This window comes from Mycobacterium sp. 1081908.1 (assembly GCF_001673535.1).
Lineage (GTDB): Bacteria > Actinomycetota > Actinomycetes > Mycobacteriales > Mycobacteriaceae > Mycobacterium.
This window is the reverse complement of record NZ_LZLY01000121.1, coordinates 68,822-83,199: the sequence shown is the minus strand read 5'-3', so window position 1 is coordinate 83,199 and position 14,378 is coordinate 68,822. Positions and strand designations below refer to the sequence as shown.

General features: G+C 69.5%; 14 protein-coding genes. 3 read left to right on the top strand and 11 right to left on the bottom strand.

What is annotated here, in order from left to right:
* Positions 1–46 precede the first annotated feature (46 nt).
* Entirely contained in the window at positions 47–568 is a 522-nt protein-coding gene (locus A5655_RS19800; RefSeq protein WP_067012892.1) for an RNA polymerase sigma factor, read from the top strand.
* Positions 565–1,818: a VOC family protein gene (locus tag A5655_RS19795; RefSeq protein ID WP_067012890.1), complete on the top strand. Its 1,254-nt coding sequence runs from the start codon at positions 565–567 to the stop codon at positions 1,816–1,818. Before A5655_RS19800 ends, A5655_RS19795 begins: the two co-directional genes overlap by 4 nt.
* Here the strand turns inward: A5655_RS19795 and A5655_RS19790 are convergent.
* The 11 genes from A5655_RS19790 to A5655_RS19740 all read right to left on the bottom strand — a co-directional run bounded on the left by A5655_RS19790 (position 1,800) and on the right by A5655_RS19740 (position 13,857).
* Positions 1,800–2,798 (bottom strand): D-2-hydroxyacid dehydrogenase family protein, encoded by a 999-nt coding sequence (locus tag A5655_RS19790; protein ID WP_067012965.1) that lies wholly within the window; start codon positions 2,796–2,798, stop codon positions 1,800–1,802. The two genes, A5655_RS19795 and A5655_RS19790, sit on opposite strands and share 19 nt — an antisense overlap.
* Entirely contained in the window at positions 2,795–3,979 is a 1,185-nt protein-coding gene (locus A5655_RS19785) for an NAD(P)/FAD-dependent oxidoreductase (RefSeq protein WP_067012889.1), read from the bottom strand. Before A5655_RS19785 ends, A5655_RS19790 begins: the two co-directional genes overlap by 4 nt.
* A 25-nt stretch (positions 3,980–4,004) precedes the next feature.
* Positions 4,005–4,832, bottom strand: a complete 828-nt coding sequence (locus A5655_RS19780; RefSeq protein WP_067012887.1) for a mycofactocin-coupled SDR family oxidoreductase — start codon at positions 4,830–4,832, stop codon at positions 4,005–4,007.
* 49 nt (positions 4,833–4,881) lie between these two features.
* Entirely contained in the window at positions 4,882–5,712 is an 831-nt protein-coding gene (locus A5655_RS19775) for an SHOCT domain-containing protein (RefSeq protein WP_067012885.1), read from the bottom strand.
* A gap of 79 nt (positions 5,713–5,791) precedes the next feature.
* The gene (locus A5655_RS29280) at positions 5,792–6,595 is read right to left on the bottom strand and encodes a PE family protein (protein ID WP_067012883.1); all 804 of its coding nucleotides are present in this window, start codon (positions 6,593–6,595) and stop codon (positions 5,792–5,794) included.
* A 129-nt stretch (positions 6,596–6,724) separates the two neighbouring features.
* Complete coding sequence (locus A5655_RS19765) at positions 6,725–8,440, bottom strand: PE family protein (RefSeq protein ID WP_067012881.1); 1,716 nt, start codon at positions 8,438–8,440, stop codon at positions 6,725–6,727.
* Between the two features lie 192 nt (positions 8,441–8,632).
* Positions 8,633–9,823, bottom strand: a complete 1,191-nt coding sequence (tuf, locus tag A5655_RS19760) for an elongation factor Tu (RefSeq protein WP_067012880.1) — start codon at positions 9,821–9,823, stop codon at positions 8,633–8,635.
* Between the two features lie 99 nt (positions 9,824–9,922).
* On the bottom strand, positions 9,923–12,028 hold the full coding sequence (gene fusA, locus A5655_RS19755) for an elongation factor G (RefSeq protein ID WP_082978755.1): 2,106 nt from the start codon (positions 12,026–12,028) through the stop codon (positions 9,923–9,925).
* 70 nt (positions 12,029–12,098) lie between these two features.
* Positions 12,099–12,569, bottom strand: a complete 471-nt coding sequence (gene rpsG / locus A5655_RS19750; protein ID WP_067012878.1) for a 30S ribosomal protein S7 — start codon at positions 12,567–12,569, stop codon at positions 12,099–12,101.
* Positions 12,569–12,943: a 30S ribosomal protein S12 gene (rpsL, locus tag A5655_RS19745; protein WP_003879423.1), complete on the bottom strand. Its 375-nt coding sequence runs from the start codon at positions 12,941–12,943 to the stop codon at positions 12,569–12,571. The genes rpsG and rpsL overlap by 1 nt, the downstream gene beginning before the upstream one ends.
* A gap of 260 nt (positions 12,944–13,203) precedes the next feature.
* Positions 13,204–13,857 (bottom strand): TetR/AcrR family transcriptional regulator, encoded by a 654-nt coding sequence (locus tag A5655_RS19740; RefSeq protein ID WP_067012876.1) that lies wholly within the window; start codon positions 13,855–13,857, stop codon positions 13,204–13,206.
* 116 nt (positions 13,858–13,973) lie between these two features.
* Between A5655_RS19740 and A5655_RS19735 the strand changes: the two genes are divergently transcribed.
* Complete coding sequence (locus A5655_RS19735) at positions 13,974–14,348, top strand: DUF3060 domain-containing protein (RefSeq protein ID WP_067012873.1); 375 nt, start codon at positions 13,974–13,976, stop codon at positions 14,346–14,348.
* Positions 14,349–14,378 lie beyond the last annotated feature (30 nt).

Here is a 14,378-nt window from a genome sequence, read left to right as displayed (position 1 = left end):
TTCCCCAGCCCGTCGGAGTTCGGGCCGCCGCGGCGACGATATAGGTGTGAGCGCCGAAGCGGATTCTCAATCCGACGCTCGCCGCGCGTTGCTCGAGCTGTACGACGAGGCGTTGCCCGTGGTGTACGGGTACTTCGTCCGCCGCTGCGGTGATCGGGTGACGGCGGAGGACCTGACGTCGGAGACGTTTCTCGCGGCCATGGACGCCGCGCGCAAGAGCGACCCGCCGCCGGTGTCGATCCCGTGGCTGCTCGGCGTGGCACGCCACAAGCTGGCCGACCACTACCGGCGCGGTCAGCACCGGCTGACCGTGCCGGTGGCCGATCCGCCCGAGCCCGCGGACCCGGTCGACGACTGGGACGCCGAGCTGGATCGCCTGGTCGCCGAAGCGGTGCTGTCCCGGCTGGCCGAGCCGCACCGCGCCGTGCTGGTGCTGCGCTACATGGACGACTGCTCGGTCGGCGAGTGCGCCGAGCTGATGGGACGCACCGTGCACGCCACCGAGGCGCTCCTGGTCCGGGCCCGCCGGGCCTTCAAACGGCAGTATCCGGAAGGAGGCACGCCATGAGCTCGGACCCGCTGGACGTGCTGCGCGCCGATGACCTTCCGGTGCAACCAGATCCGGACTTCGCCGCGCGGCTGCGCCGCCGGCTGGAATCCGCAATTTCCCTACCGGAAGGAGTTGTCATGAGCGGCACCGCCACCGCCCTGTCCGAACTGACCGAGCCGTCCGCGGATCGCGACGCCCCGCGCCCGGCTGCGCTGCCCTACCTGAGCGTCGCGAACGCTCGCGCGGCGATCGCCTGGTACGCCGACGCGTTCGGCGCCGTCGTGGTCGGCGAGCCGATCGTGATGGACGACGGCCGGATCGGGCACGCGGAGATCGCGATCGGGGACGGGGTGCTGTACCTGGCCGACGAGTATCCGGAACTCGGGCTCAAGGCCCCCGCGCCCGACGGGGTTTCGGTGAGCCTGATGCTGCGCGTCGGCGACACCGACGCCGCCCTGCGCACGGCGCGGGAACACGGCGCCACCGTCCAGCGCGAGACGTACGAAAGCTACGGCAGCCGCAACGCGACCGTGATCGACCCGTTCGGGCATCGCTGGATGATGTCCGGGCCCGCGGCGGGCATCCGGCACGGCGACATCGGATACGTCTCGGTGTGGTGCCCCGACGCCGATCGCGCGGCCGCCTTCTACGGCCACGTCCTGGGCTGGACGTACGATCCCGCATCGCACCGGGTCACCAACACCGATCTGCCGACCGGCATTTCGGCGCAACCCGGGCCGCCCACCCTGTTCTGCTGCTACGCCGTCGCCGACGTGCACGCCGCCCGGGCGGCGATAACCGAGGCGGGCGGTGCCGCGGGCGAAGTGCGCCAGACCGACTACGGAGTGTTGCTCGACGCCACCGACCCGCACGGGGCCGCGTTCGCGGTGTTCGAACCGGCGCCCGGGCGAAAGCGCCCGGAGCTCAACGGGTCCGGGCCCGGCGAGCTGTCGTACGTCACCTACCAGGTGCCCGATTCCGCGGGTTTCCGCGACTTCTACGGCGCGGTGCTGGGGTGGACCTTCGAGCCCGGCCGGGTGGCCGACGGCTGGCAGGTGGTGGGCACCCACCCGATGGCCGGCGCGGCCGGGGGCAGCGCCAGTCCGACGACGGTGCCGATGTGGACGGTGCCGGACATCGACGCGGCCGTCGCGCGCGTGCGCGAGGCCGGTGGCACGGTGCTCGCGGAGCCGGCCCGCCAGCCGTACGGCGTGACCGCCGAATGCGCCGACGATCAGGGCGCCCGCTTCTACCTCGGCGAGTTCTGAGCCTCGGGGTTGGCGATCCGGACGGGCGCCCCGTCCAGCCAGGCGGCGACGGCCTCGACGGTGTCTTCGTAGAAGGCGCCGAGCATTTCGCGGGTGACGTAGCCCAGGTGGGGAGACAGCGTCACGTTCGCCAGCGCCCGTAGCGGATGGTCGGGCGGCGGCGGTTCGGCGTCGTAGACGTCGAGCCCGGCCCCCGCGATGCGGCCCGTCCGCAGCGCGTCGATCAGCGCGGCCTCGTCCACGATCGGCCCGCGCGAGGTGTTGATCAGGTAGGCGTGCGGCCTCATGAGGGCCAGCTCCGGTTGGCCGACCAGCCCGCGGGTGCGCTCGGAGAGCACCAGGTGGATCGACACCACGTCGGATTCGGCGAACAGGGCCGCCTTCTCGACCCGGCGCGCGCCGGCCGCCGCGGCGGCCTCGTCGGTCAGATTCTGGCTCCACGCAAGGACCGGCATGCCAAAGGCTTTCGCGTACTCGGCCATGCGCTTGCCCGTCCGGCCCAGGCCGAGCAGCCCAAGAGTCTTGCCGGACAACGTCATCCCGGTGCTCGCCTGCCATCCCCCGTCGCGCATCCGCCGATGCTCTTCGGCCAGATTGCGCACCGTCGCGATCAACAGCCCCCAGGCCAGTTCCGGGGTCGCGTCGCGAACCGCGGAGAATCGGGGGTTGGCGAAGTCCGAGTGGGCGACCAGGACGCCGCGCTCGGTGGCCGCGGCCGTGTCCAGGTTCGGCAGGCTCCGCCCGACGATGGTGATCAGCTTGAGGTTCGGCAGCCGCTCGATGAGCGTGCGCGGCAGCGCCATGCGCTCGCGCATGGTGCAGATCACGTCGAAGGGCCGCAACGCCTCGGCGGCCTGCGCCTCGGATAGGTGCCGGTCGAAAACCGTTACCTCGCAACGGGTCCGGACCGGCGACCAGTCGGCGAGGTCAAACGCCACGCCGGCGTAGTCGTCGAGTATCGCCACCTTGGGAAGCGTCAGCCCAGCACCTCGGCGATGGGTGCGGCGGCGGCGATCTTGGCGCGGACCTTCATGACCTTGCCGGGCATCCCGCCGCCGACCACGCCGACCAGCACCCCGTCGCGCTCGTAGTAGGCCAGGAACTTGCGCCCGTCGTCCTCGACGAGGTGCACGGTGTCGGTGGCCTCGGGCTCGCCCAGGCACTGGATCTTGACGTCGTACTGGTCGCTCCAGAAGTACGGCACCACCACGGCCGACGGCACGTCCTGTCCGAGCATCGCGGGTACCACCACCCGGGCCTGGTCGGCGACGTTGCTCCAATGTTCCACGCGCGCTTGGTGTCCCGTCGTGTCGCGCCAGGAGGCGACGTCACCGAGCGCCCAGACATTCGGCGCGCTGGTGTGGCCGGCCTCGTCGCAGATGACGCCGTTGTCGACGTCGACGCCGCTGCCCTCGAGCCACTCGGTCGCCGGGCGCGATCCGATCCCGACCACGACCAGGTCGGCCGCCAGCTCCGTGCCGTCGGTGAGCACCACGGTGTCGACATGCCCCTGGCCGCGCACCTCCGCCACCCCCAGTCCGAGGCGGACGTCGACGCCTTCGTCGCGGTGCAGCCGCGCCACCAAATGTCCGATCTGCTCGCCGAGTATCGCCGCCAGCGGCGTCGGCTGCGGTTCGACCAGCACCACGTCCACCCCGAGGCTGCGCAGGCTGGCCGCCACCTCGCAGCCGATGAATCCGGCGCCGACGACGACGGCGCGCTGCGCGGCGGAGGCGTGCTCGCGCAACGCCATGCTCTCGTCGAACGAGCGCAGCACCCGGATGCCGTCGAGGTCCGGGAACGCCGGGATGCGCCGCGGCACCAGCCCGGTGGCGATGACGAGCTCGTCGTAGCCGAGCGCGGTCCCGTCGGCCAGCGTCACCGTCTGCTTGGCGGTGTCGAGCGCGGTGGCCGCCGAACCCAGCCGCAGCGTGATGTCCTTCTCGTCGTACCACTCGCGCGGTTTGAGAGCGACGTCGTCGACCTCCTTGCGCAGCACCTCTTTGGACAGCGGCGGGCGGTCGTAGGGCAGGTGTGCCTCGTCGCTGACGATGGTGATGCGGCCGGCGTATTCGGACCGGCGCAGTTGCTCGGCGGTCCGGGCGGCGGCTAGCCCACCGCCGACGATGACGATGTGCTGGACGCCTTCGCTACTGGTCACGTGGAGTTCATACCACGATCGCCGGTCAGTACTTCAAGGCGCCCTTGTCGACGGGGACCTGCGTGCCCGACAGTGTGCCCGAGCCGTCACCGGCCAACCAGACGACGACGTCGGACACCTCGTCGGGAGTCATGAATCCCTTGTACTGCATCGGCATTGGCGGGAAGCTGTGCACGTAACGGGGGTGCTTGGCAAAGATTTCCATCATCGCCTCGGGCTCGATCATCGGGGTTTCGACCGAGTAGGGGTGGATGGAGTTGACCCGGATGCCGTATTCGCCGAGTTCGATCGCCAGGGTGTTGGTCAGGCCGGTGAGCCCGAATTTGCTGGCGGCGTAATGGCCGTTGCCGGGCGTGGCCTTCAGGCCCGCCGACGAGCTGACGACGACGATCGAGCCGCCGTTGCCCGCCTCGATCATCGCGGGAATCGCCGCGCGCAGGGTGCGCCAGGTGCCGGTCAGGTTGATCCCGATCACGGTGTCCCACTGCTCGTCGGTGAGTTCCCAGACGCGGCCCCAGCCGAGCACCCCGGCGTTGGCGACCAGGACGTCGAGCCGCCCGAACTGTTCGACGCCGTCGGCGACGAGCTGACGCAGCGCGGCGTCGTCCCGGATGTCGACCTCACGGGCCAGCACCTTGCGGCCCTCGGCTTCGACCAGGTGGACGGTCTCGCTGAGGTCCTCGGGCGTCGCCGGCGTGTAGGTCAGGGTGTCCGAAGCCCGCGCGCAGATGTCGAGCGCGATGATGTCCGCGCCTTCCCGGGCGAGCCGCACCGCGTGCGACCGTCCCTGCGCCCGGGCGGCGCCGGTAACGAACGCTACCCGTCCTTGCAGTGATCCAACCTGTGCAGCCACGAAGACAGGCTAGCAGCGGAACTGAAACGTGTTCTAATGCGGCTCGGGTTCAGATTTCGGAGATGATCTGGGCCCGCCGGCTGTTGTACTCCTGGTCGGTCAGGGCGCCGCTGGCGCGCAGCGTCTCCAGCTCCTGGAGCCGCTGGGCGATCGACGGTTGCGGGGGCGCGCCGGCGGGCGCGGGACCGCCACCCGCCGCGGGCTGGGGTGCCGGAGCCTGTTGCGCGGCGGCACGGCGCACCACCGCCTGGATCTGCTGGCGCAGCGCCGGGTTGGACCGAATGTCGACCATGCCGTTGACCGGAACGTTGTTGGCCTTGAGGATCTGCAGGATCTCCATCAGCGGGCCGGCCTGCCCGCTGAGGTCGTAGGTCCGGTTGTCCTCGGCCACGGTGAATTGCGCGGGCACCAGCCCGTTGACCAAAGAGCTTCGCTCCCAGTCGATCCGGTATTCCTGGGTGGTGGGGTTGACCAGCACCACCACCTTGCGGGCGTTGAGGTTGCCGAGCCGGGTGAGGTGGGCGATGACGCGGTCCTCGCTGTCGAACGGCAGGAACCCCGGCCCGGAGATGTGCAGGTGCACCTTCACCACTTGCTGATTGTTGATCCACGTCCCCGTCTCGGTGAGCCCGGTGATCTGGGCGAGCGCCAGCACGCCGCTCTGCTCGAGCTCCGCGTTCTTGGCGGACGACTTCGCCCCGAAGTTGGCCAGCGCGATCGCGATCACCACGTCGGCGATGGTGATCAGCAGGCCGACGTAGAGCATCCACGCCAGCAGGTCATCGAAACCGATGGTGAAGTAGACGACCAAAAAGATCGGCCCGACCAGGCCGCCGCACAGCAAAACGATCAACTGTGCCTTCAGGCAGCGCGCCAACACGTGTCTCTCCTCGTCTCGCTGGGAAGTCCGTGTCAGATTAACGCTGTCGCCAGCGCCCCGCTCGCAAAGCGAGCGCCCGTCACTCCTCGGCGGGCTCGGACGCCCCGGCGGGTGCGGGAGAGTACGCCGGCGTGCCGGGTCGCGCGGCCGCGGCGGGGGCGGCGGATGCCGTCGTCGGCAGGCCCGCCAGCGGGGTGATGGGCGGGGCGGCCGCGGTTGCCTCGCCGATGCCGAGGTCTTCGGCGGCGGCGGCCTCGACGGCACTGCCGGACTCGGCCAGCGCGCCGCTTCCACCCGCCGCCGCGGGGGTAGCGCCGAAGTTTTGGCCCGCGACCAGGCTGCCCGTGAGGCCGGCCCCGCCGGGACTGAACGATCCCCCGGTGCCGGCGGCCGCGGCGGCGGGATCGGCGCCGACGCTGCTGATCAGCTGTCCGGCCGCGCCGCTGCCCCCGGCACTGAACGCGCCGGGTCCGACACTGGCGGCGGCCGCCGCCGGGGACCCGGTGGCGCCGGTGGCGGCCTGGATGGCCACCCCCGCCGCCTGGGCGGGGGCGCTGAGCGCGCTCACCGCACCCTGCTCGACGGTCTGCAGCGGCGATGCGTTGGTGGCCTCGGCGAGCGCATATTCCACCCCGCCGCTGCTCATGAGGTTGACGAACTCCTGGTGGAACAGCGCCGCCTGGGCGCTGAGCGCCTGATAGATCTCCGCATGGGCGCCGAAAAGCGCGGCTATGCTCGCCGACACCTCGTCGGCGCCGGCGGCCAGCACCCCGGACGTAGGGCCCAACGCGGCCACGTTGGCGGAGCTGATCGTCGAACCGATGTTCGCCAGGTCGGACGCCGCCGCAGCCAGGTATTCGGGCGTCGCGAAGACGAACGACATCCGAACCTCCAGGCAGGCCACTCGACAAGGCAGTCGCCCGGTCATTAGACACGGACGCAATAGGCTGAATCTATATTAACTTGCCCGGCCCGCCTCCAGTTTCGGCAATCGGGCGGGGCCGGACGCGCTTCAGCTGCCGTTTACGCCGGCCGTGCCGTAGAGGGTCCCGCCGGTGCCGCCCGTGCCGGGCGTATGACCGTTGCCGCCGTTGCCGCCGTTGCCGATGTACTGGGCGTTCCCGCCGTTACCGCCGACGCTCAACCCCCCAGCCGATCCGCCGTTGCCGCCGTTGCCGACGGCGCCGGCGGTGCCGCCCGTCCCCCCGCTTCCGTTGACTCCGCCGGCTCCGCCGGCGCCTCCGTCGCCAACGAGCGACCCGCCAGTCCCGCCGTTACCGCCAACCCCTTGGGGGGAGGCGGACGCGTCACCGCCACCACCACCGGTACCGAACAATCCCGCCGCGCCCCCATTTCCGCCGGTCGAATGAATTCCGGTCACGGCCCCACCGGCGCCACCGGCGCCGTTCAGCCGCCCGCCCAGGCCGCCCTGACCACCGTGTCCGAAGAACCCGGACGCCGCACCACCGGCGCCGCCGGCGCCGAAGAGGCCCGCGTTGCCGCCGTTCCCGCCAATCCCATTGGTGGGGGCGCCCGCGGCCCCGCCCACCCCGCCGGCGCCGTCCAGGAATCCGCCGTTGCCGCCGGTGCCCGACGCGCCGGCGGTCACTCCGGTCCCACCGCCGGGGACGGCTCCGCCCACGCCGCCGGTCCCGCCGACGCCGAGTAACCCCGCGTTGCCGCCGTTGCCGGCTGCGCCGCCGTTACCAACATTGAAGCCGTTGGTCACGCCGCCGTTTCCGCCGTCACCGCCCGCGCCGTACAGCCACCCGCCGCGCCCGCCGGCGCCGCCCGCGCCGCCGACGCCGCCGTTGCCGCCGGCGTTGTTATTGTTGCCCGGCAGGCCGGTCTGGTTGACCCCGCCGTCCGCGCCGGACCCGCCGAGCCCGCCGTTGCCGATCAGGCCGGGCGCCCCGCCGGCGCCGCCGTTGCCGCCATTGCCGCCGTTCGCCACCGTCGCGCTTTGGAAGGCGTTGCCGCCGGCCCCGCCGTTGGCGCCCGCGCCGGGCGCCCCGCCGAACAGTCCGGCGCCCCCGCCGGCGCCGCCGTTGCCGCCGTTGCCGCCGCTGTCCCCGGCGAGCAAGCCGGTGGCCCCGGCCCCGCCGGGCGCACCGGCCCCGCCGTTGCCATACAGCCAACCACCGTGGCCGCCGGCGCCGCCGTTGGTCCCGGCGACGGCGCCGGAGACCGCGCCCGGGCTGAAGCCAGCCCCGCCGGCCCCGCCGTTGCCGATCAGTCCGGCCGAGCCGCCGCTGCCACCGGCCACTCCGGCGGTCGTGCTGGCCCCGCCGTTGCCGCCGTTGCCCATCAGCCAGCCACCGGCCCCGCCCGCCTGCCCGAGGCCGCCGTTGGCGCCGTCCCCGATCAGGGGGCGCCCGGTGAACGTCTGGAACGGAGCGTTGATGGCGCCCAGCGCCTCCTGCTCGGCGGTCTGCAGCGGGGAGGCGTTGGCGGCCTCCGCCGCGGCGTACTGCGCCGCGCCGCCGCTCATGAGCTGCACAAACTGCCGGTGGAACGACGCCGCCTGCGCGCCGAACGCCTGATAGGCCTGCGCGTGCGCGCCGAACAGCGACGCGATGGCGGCCGACACCTCGTCGGCGCCGGCGGCCAGCACGCCCGACGTCGGGGCCAGCGCCGCCGCGTTGGCGGAGCTGATCGTCGAGCCGATGTTCGCCAAGTCCGCGGCGGCGGCCTGGACATACTCGGGCATAGCGAACACGAACGACATCGCAACCTCCGGCACAGTTCGGGGGCCGCCTTATGCGCGGCTCCCCGAAAACTGGGTCATTACGGGGCAGATCGTATCCGCGGCGAGGCCTCCCGCAGCGCAATTTCGCCAGCCTCGTCCGAACTGAAAACGCATGAAAATGCACGAAGCCCGGACCGCCGATCGGCAGCCCGGGCTTCGTGTGAGCGAGATTTACTTGATGATCTTGACGACCCGGCCGGCGCCGACGGTGCGGCCACCCTCGCGGATCGCGAACCGCAGGCCCTCGTCCATGGCGACGGGCTGGATCAGCTTGACCGTGATGTTGGTGTTGTCACCGGGCATCACCATCTCGGTGCCCTCCGGCAGCGTCACCACACCGGTCACGTCGGTGGTGCGGAAGTAGAACTGCGGGCGGTAGTTGTTGAAGAACGGCGTGTGCCGGCCGCCCTCGTCCTTGGACAGGATGTAGACCTGGCCCTCGAAGTCGGTGTGCGGCGTGGTGGTGCCGGGCTTGGTCACGACCTGGCCGCGCTCGACGTCCTCGCGCTTGATACCACGCAGCAGCAGCCCGACGTTGTCGCCGGCCTGGCCCTGGTCGAGCAGCTTGCGAAACATCTCCACACCGGTGACGGTCGTCTTGGTGGTGGACGGGCGGATGCCGACGATCTCGACTTCCTCGTTCACGTTGATGACGCCGCGCTCCACACGACCGGTGACAACCGTGCCACGGCCGGTGATGGTGAAGACGTCCTCGACGGGCATCAGGAAAGGCTTGTCGGTCTCGCGGACCGGGTCCGGAATCGACTCGTCGACCGCGTTCATCAGCTCCTCGACGGACTCGACCCACTTGGCGTCGCCCTCGAGCGCCTTGAGCGCGGATACCCGCACCACCGGGGCGTCCTCGTCGAACTCCTGGGCGGCCAGCAACTCGCGGACCTCCATCTCGACGAGCTCGAGCAGCTCCTCGTCGTCGACCGCGTCGGCCTTGTTCAGCGCGACCAGGATGTAGGGCACGCCGACCTGGCGGGCCAGCAGCACGTGCTCGCGGGTCTGCGGCATCGGGCCGTCGGTCGCGGCGACCACCAGGATCGCGCCGTCCATCTGGGCGGCGCCGGTGATCATGTTCTTGATGTAGTCGGCGTGGCCAGGGGCGTCGACGTGCGCGTAGTGGCGCTTGTCGGTCTGGTACTCGACGTGCGCGATGTTGATCGTAATACCGCGCTGACGCTCCTCGGGGGCGTTGTCGATCTGGTCGAACGCCTTCGACTCGTTCAGGTCCGGGTACTTGTCGTGCAGGACCTTGGTGATAGCCGCGGTCAGGGTGGTCTTGCCGTGGTCAACGTGACCAATGGTCCCGATGTTGACGTGGGGCTTGGTCCGCTGGAACTTCGCCTTCGCCACTGTTATGTCCTCCGACTTGTTGGTGCTTTGTTAAGCAGTGTTGATTTTCTGGGTTTCGGCCGCGGTGTTAACCGGGCCAGCTTACTCGCAAGCTCGAACTCACTGGCCCGTCGCCTTCGCGATGATCTCCTTCGACACGTTCGCCGGCACTTCGGCGTACGAGTCGAACACCATGGAGTAGTTCGCCCGGCCTTGAGTCTTGGACCGCAGGTCGCCGACGTAGCCGAACATCTCCGACAGCGGCACGTGCGCCTTGACGACGCGCGCACCCGCCCGCTCCTCCATGGCCTGGATCTGGCCACGGCGGGAGTTCAGGTCGCCGATCACGTCACCCATGTAGTCCTCGGGCGTGGTGACCTCGACGGCCATGATCGGTTCCAGAATCACCGGCTGGGCTTGCGCCGCAGCCTTTTTCAGCACCTGCGAGCCGGCGATCTTGAACGCCATCTCCGACGAGTCGACCTCGTGGAAGGCGCCGTCGAGCAGGGTGACCTTGAGGTTCACCAGCGGGTAGCCGGCCAGCACGCCGTACTGCATGGCGTCCTGGGCGCCGGCGTCCACCGACGGGATGTACTCGCGCGGGATGCGCCCACCGGTGACCTTGTTCTCGAACTCGTAGGTCGCGCCGTCCTCGCCGTGGAACGGCTCGAGGCTGATCAGCACCTTCGCGAACTGGCCGGAGCCGCCGGTCTGCTTCTTGTGGGTGTACTCGACCTTCTCCACCACGCGGCGGATGGTCTCCTTGTACGCCACCTGGGGCTTGCCGACGTTGGCCTCGACCTTGAACTCGCGGCGCATGCGGTCCACGAGGATGTCCAGGTGCAGCTCGCCCATGCCGCCGATCACGGTCTGGCCGGTCTCGACGTCCTGGTGCACCTTGAAGGTCGGGTCCTCCTCGGCGAGCTTCTGGATCGACAGGGAGAGCTTCTCCTGGTCGCTCTTGGTCTTGGGCTCGATGGCCACCTCGATCACCGGGTCGGGGAAGGTCATCGACTCCAGCACGATCTGGTGGTTCGGGTCGCTCAGGGTGTCGCCGGTGGTGGTGTCCTTCAGCCCGATCACCGCGTAGATGTGACCGGCCGAGGCGGTCTCCACCGGGTTCTCCTTGTTGGAGTGCATCTGGAACAGCTTGCCCAGCCGCTCCTTCTTGCCCTTGGTGGCGTTGATGACCTGGCTGCCGGAATCGACCTTGCCCGAGTACACCCGGACGTAGGTCAGCTTGCCGAAGAACGGGTGCGTGGCGACCTTGAACGCCAGCGCCGAGAAGGGCTCGTCGGTCGACGGGTTGCGCACGACCTCCTCGTCCTCCTTGCCCGGCGCGTGCCCGACGGCCGGCGGCACGTCCAGCGGCGAGGGCAGGTAGTCGATCACCGCGTCGAGCATGGGCTGCACGCCCTTGTTCTTGAACGCGCTGCCGCACAGCACCAGGTAGGCCTCGGAGCTGATGGTGAGCTTGCGCAGCGCACCCTTGATCTCCTCGATCGACAGCTCCTCGCCACCGAGGTACTTCTCCAGCAGCGCTTCGTCGGTCTCGGCGACGGCCTCGAGCAGCTTGGTGCGGTACTCGTCGGCCTTCTCGGCGAGCTCGGCCGGGATGTCGATGGTGTCGTAGGTCTCGCCGAGCTTGGTCTCCCCGCGCCACACCTTGGCCTTCATCTCGACCAGGTCGACGACGCCCTCGAAGTCACCCTCCGAGCCGACGGGCAGCTGGATCGGGATGACGTTGGCGCCGAGGCGCTCCTCCATGGTGCGCACCGAGAAGTAGAAGTCGGCGCCGATCTTGTCCATCTTGTTGACGAAGCAGATGCGGGGCACGTCGTACTTGTCGGCCTGCCGCCAGACCTGTTCGGACTGCGGCTCGACGCCCTCCTTGCCGTCGAAGACGGCGACCGCGCCGTCGAGCACGCGCAGGCTGCGCTCGACCTCGACGGTGAAATCGACGTGGCCGGGCGTGTCGATGATGTTGATCTGGTTGCCGTTCCAGAAGCAGGTGGTGGCCGCGGAGGTGATGGTGATCCCGCGCTCCTGCTCCTGCTCCATCCAGTCCATGGTGGCGGCGCCGTCGTGCACCTCACCGATCTTGTAGCTGATGCCGGTGTAGTAGAGGATGCGCTCGGTCGTCGTCGTCTTGCCGGCGTCGATGTGCGCCATGATTCCGATGTTGCGGACCTTGGTGAGGTCGGTCAGCACGTCCTTCTGTGCCACAGAAGTCTTCCCACTCTTTCGATTGCTTGGTTAGCTGTCTTATTTGCGCCCGGCCACTATGCCGGTGCGCTCACCAGCGATAGTGCGCGAAGGCGCGGTTGGCCTCGGCCATCTTGTGGGTGTCCTCTCGCCGCTTGACGGAGGCCCCGAGGCCGTTGCTGGCATCCAGAAGCTCGTTTGCCAGCCGCTCGATCATGGTCTTCTCCCGGCGCTGCCGCGAGAAGCTGACAAGCCAGCGCAGCGCGAGCGTGGTGGACCGGTCCGGGCGCACCTCGACGGGCACCTGGTAGGTCGCACCACCGACGCGGCGGCTGCGCACCTCCAGGGCGGGCTTGACGTTGTCGAGCGCGCGCTTGAGCGTGATCACGGGGTCCGTGCCGGTCTTTTCCCGGGCCTGTTCGAGCGCTCCATAAACAATGCGCTCGGCGAGCGATTTCTTCCCCTTGAGCAGAACTTTGTTCACCAGCTGGGTGACCAGCTGCGACCCGTAGACGGGGTCGTTGACCAGCGGACGCTTGGGTGCGGGCCCCTTGCGCGGCATCAGCTCTTCTCCTTCTTGGCGCCGTAACGGCTACGAGCCTGCTTGCGGTTCTTGACGCCCTGGGTGTCGAGCGAACCGCGGATTATCTTGTACCGGACACCGGGCAGGTCCTTAACCCGGCCGCCACGCACCAGGACCATCGAGTGCTCCTGCAGGTTGTGGCCCTCGCCGGGGATGTACGCCGTGACCTCGACCTGACTCGTCAGCTTGACGCGCGCGACCTTCCGAAGCGCCGAGTTCGGCTTCTTCGGGGTGGTGGTGTACACGCGGGTGCATACGCCACGGCGCTGCGGGCTGCCCTTCAGAGCCGCGGTCTTGACCTTTCCGATCTTGTCCCGTCGACCCTTGCGGACCAGCTGCTGAATGGTTGGCATCTACCGGCTTTCTGTGTTGAAGTTTTCGTTCTGGCTAGCTATTAAGTCTGTGTACTGCCGTTTTCCCCCGCCCCGGACTAACTCCTGTACCCCGCGGCCGGGTGTGTCGCAAGCGCTCAGCACGGAGTTCGATCCGGTGCGTCGAGGACATGCGAATTAGCCCGGCATCCGCTTCCTTACGTCAGGCGCCGCAAGCCGCCAGGCACGAGCTACCACAATACCCGCCGCCGGTCTCGCAGGTCAAAGCGGCGATCATCGGGCTATTGCGGCGCGGCGTGCTGGTGCGCGTTGCGCCTTTCCAGCCCGTCCAAACCCCGAGCCAGCCGCAACACCATGTCGGAGAACAGCGCGTCGGTGTCGATGTCGTCCATGACGCCGGTCATTTCCAGCAACACGAAGCCATGCATCGCGGACCAGAACTCCAGCGCGGCGTGGAAGGCCTCGGCACCGTCCAGGCCGTAAGAGGCCAGCACGGCGATCACCGGTGCGGCCGCGCCCCGGGTGGCGGCCGCGTACTCGGGGTCGTCGCCACCCAGCGGCATCCGGGTGAAGGCCGAGTACCGGCCGGGGTGGTGATGCGCATAACTGCGGTAGGCGGCGGCCATGACGAGCACCGCGTCGTCGCGGGCGCGCCCCTCCCCGACCCGGTTCAGCATCGTGATGATGTCGTCGATGACCCGGATCCGCACCGCGCGGCGGAGGTCCTCCAGGCTGTCCACGTGGTTGTACAGCGACGGCCCCTTGGTGCCGAGCTGCGTGGCCAGCGCGTTGATGGTCAGCGAGTCCCAGCCCTCCCGGTCCAGGAAGGTCAGCGCGCCGTCCACGATGCCGTCGCGGCTCAGTTTGGCCGGGCGGGAGCCCGACTTCCCGGCGCGCTGGCGCCCAGCCGCCGGCGGCGGTTCCGGAGCTGCCATGGCGATCGCCCTTCGATTGATCCCGGGTGGGTTGACTAATGACTCTAGTTGACGGCGGCCGGGAAACTCGTAGGCTCATTCGAGCGGATTCACCCGTCTTTTAAAGGGGGCGTGCAGTGAAGTGGTCAACCGTCGCGGGGCCGCTGGTCGCTTGTGCCGTCGTCGTCGCCGCCCCCGCCGCCCCGGCGCCGGACGCGCACGCCAAGAACGGCGACACCCACGTCACCGGGCAGGGCGTCGACCAGACCCTGGACTGCAACGACTCCACCCTGATCGTCAACGGCACCTCGAACACCGTCAACGCCAAGGGGAACTGCTGGGCCGTCACGGTCATGGGGTCGGGTAACACCGTCATCGCGGACTCGGTCACCCACGACATCACCGTGTACGGGTACGACGAGACCGTCTTCTTTCACAGCGGATCGCCGGTCCTGTGGGACCGCGGGCGCGAACTGGGCATGACCAACCGGCTCCAGCAGGTGCCGGGCTGAGGCACGGCACCATCCAACGGGAATCGAGGA

Bases quoted from the DNA above. Each gene is read 5' to 3' on its own strand.
- A5655_RS19795 (WP_067012890.1), top strand. From the start codon at position 565: ATGAGCTCGGACCCGCTGGACGTGCTGCGCGCCGATGACCTTCCGGTG.
- A5655_RS29280 (WP_067012883.1), bottom strand. From the start codon at position 6,595: ATGTCGTTCGTCTTCGCGACGCCCGAATACCTGGCTGCGGCGGCGTCC.
- A5655_RS19765 (WP_067012881.1), bottom strand. From the start codon at position 8,440: ATGTCGTTCGTGTTCGCTATGCCCGAGTATGTCCAGGCCGCCGCCGCG.
- rpsG (WP_067012878.1), bottom strand. From the start codon at position 12,569: ATGCCGCGCAAGGGGCCCGCACCCAAGCGTCCGCTGGTCAACGACCCC.
- rpsL (WP_003879423.1), bottom strand. From the start codon at position 12,943: ATGCCAACCATTCAGCAGCTGGTCCGCAAGGGTCGACGGGACAAGATC.
- A5655_RS19740 (WP_067012876.1), bottom strand. From the start codon at position 13,857: ATGGCAGCTCCGGAACCGCCGCCGGCGGCTGGGCGCCAGCGCGCCGGG.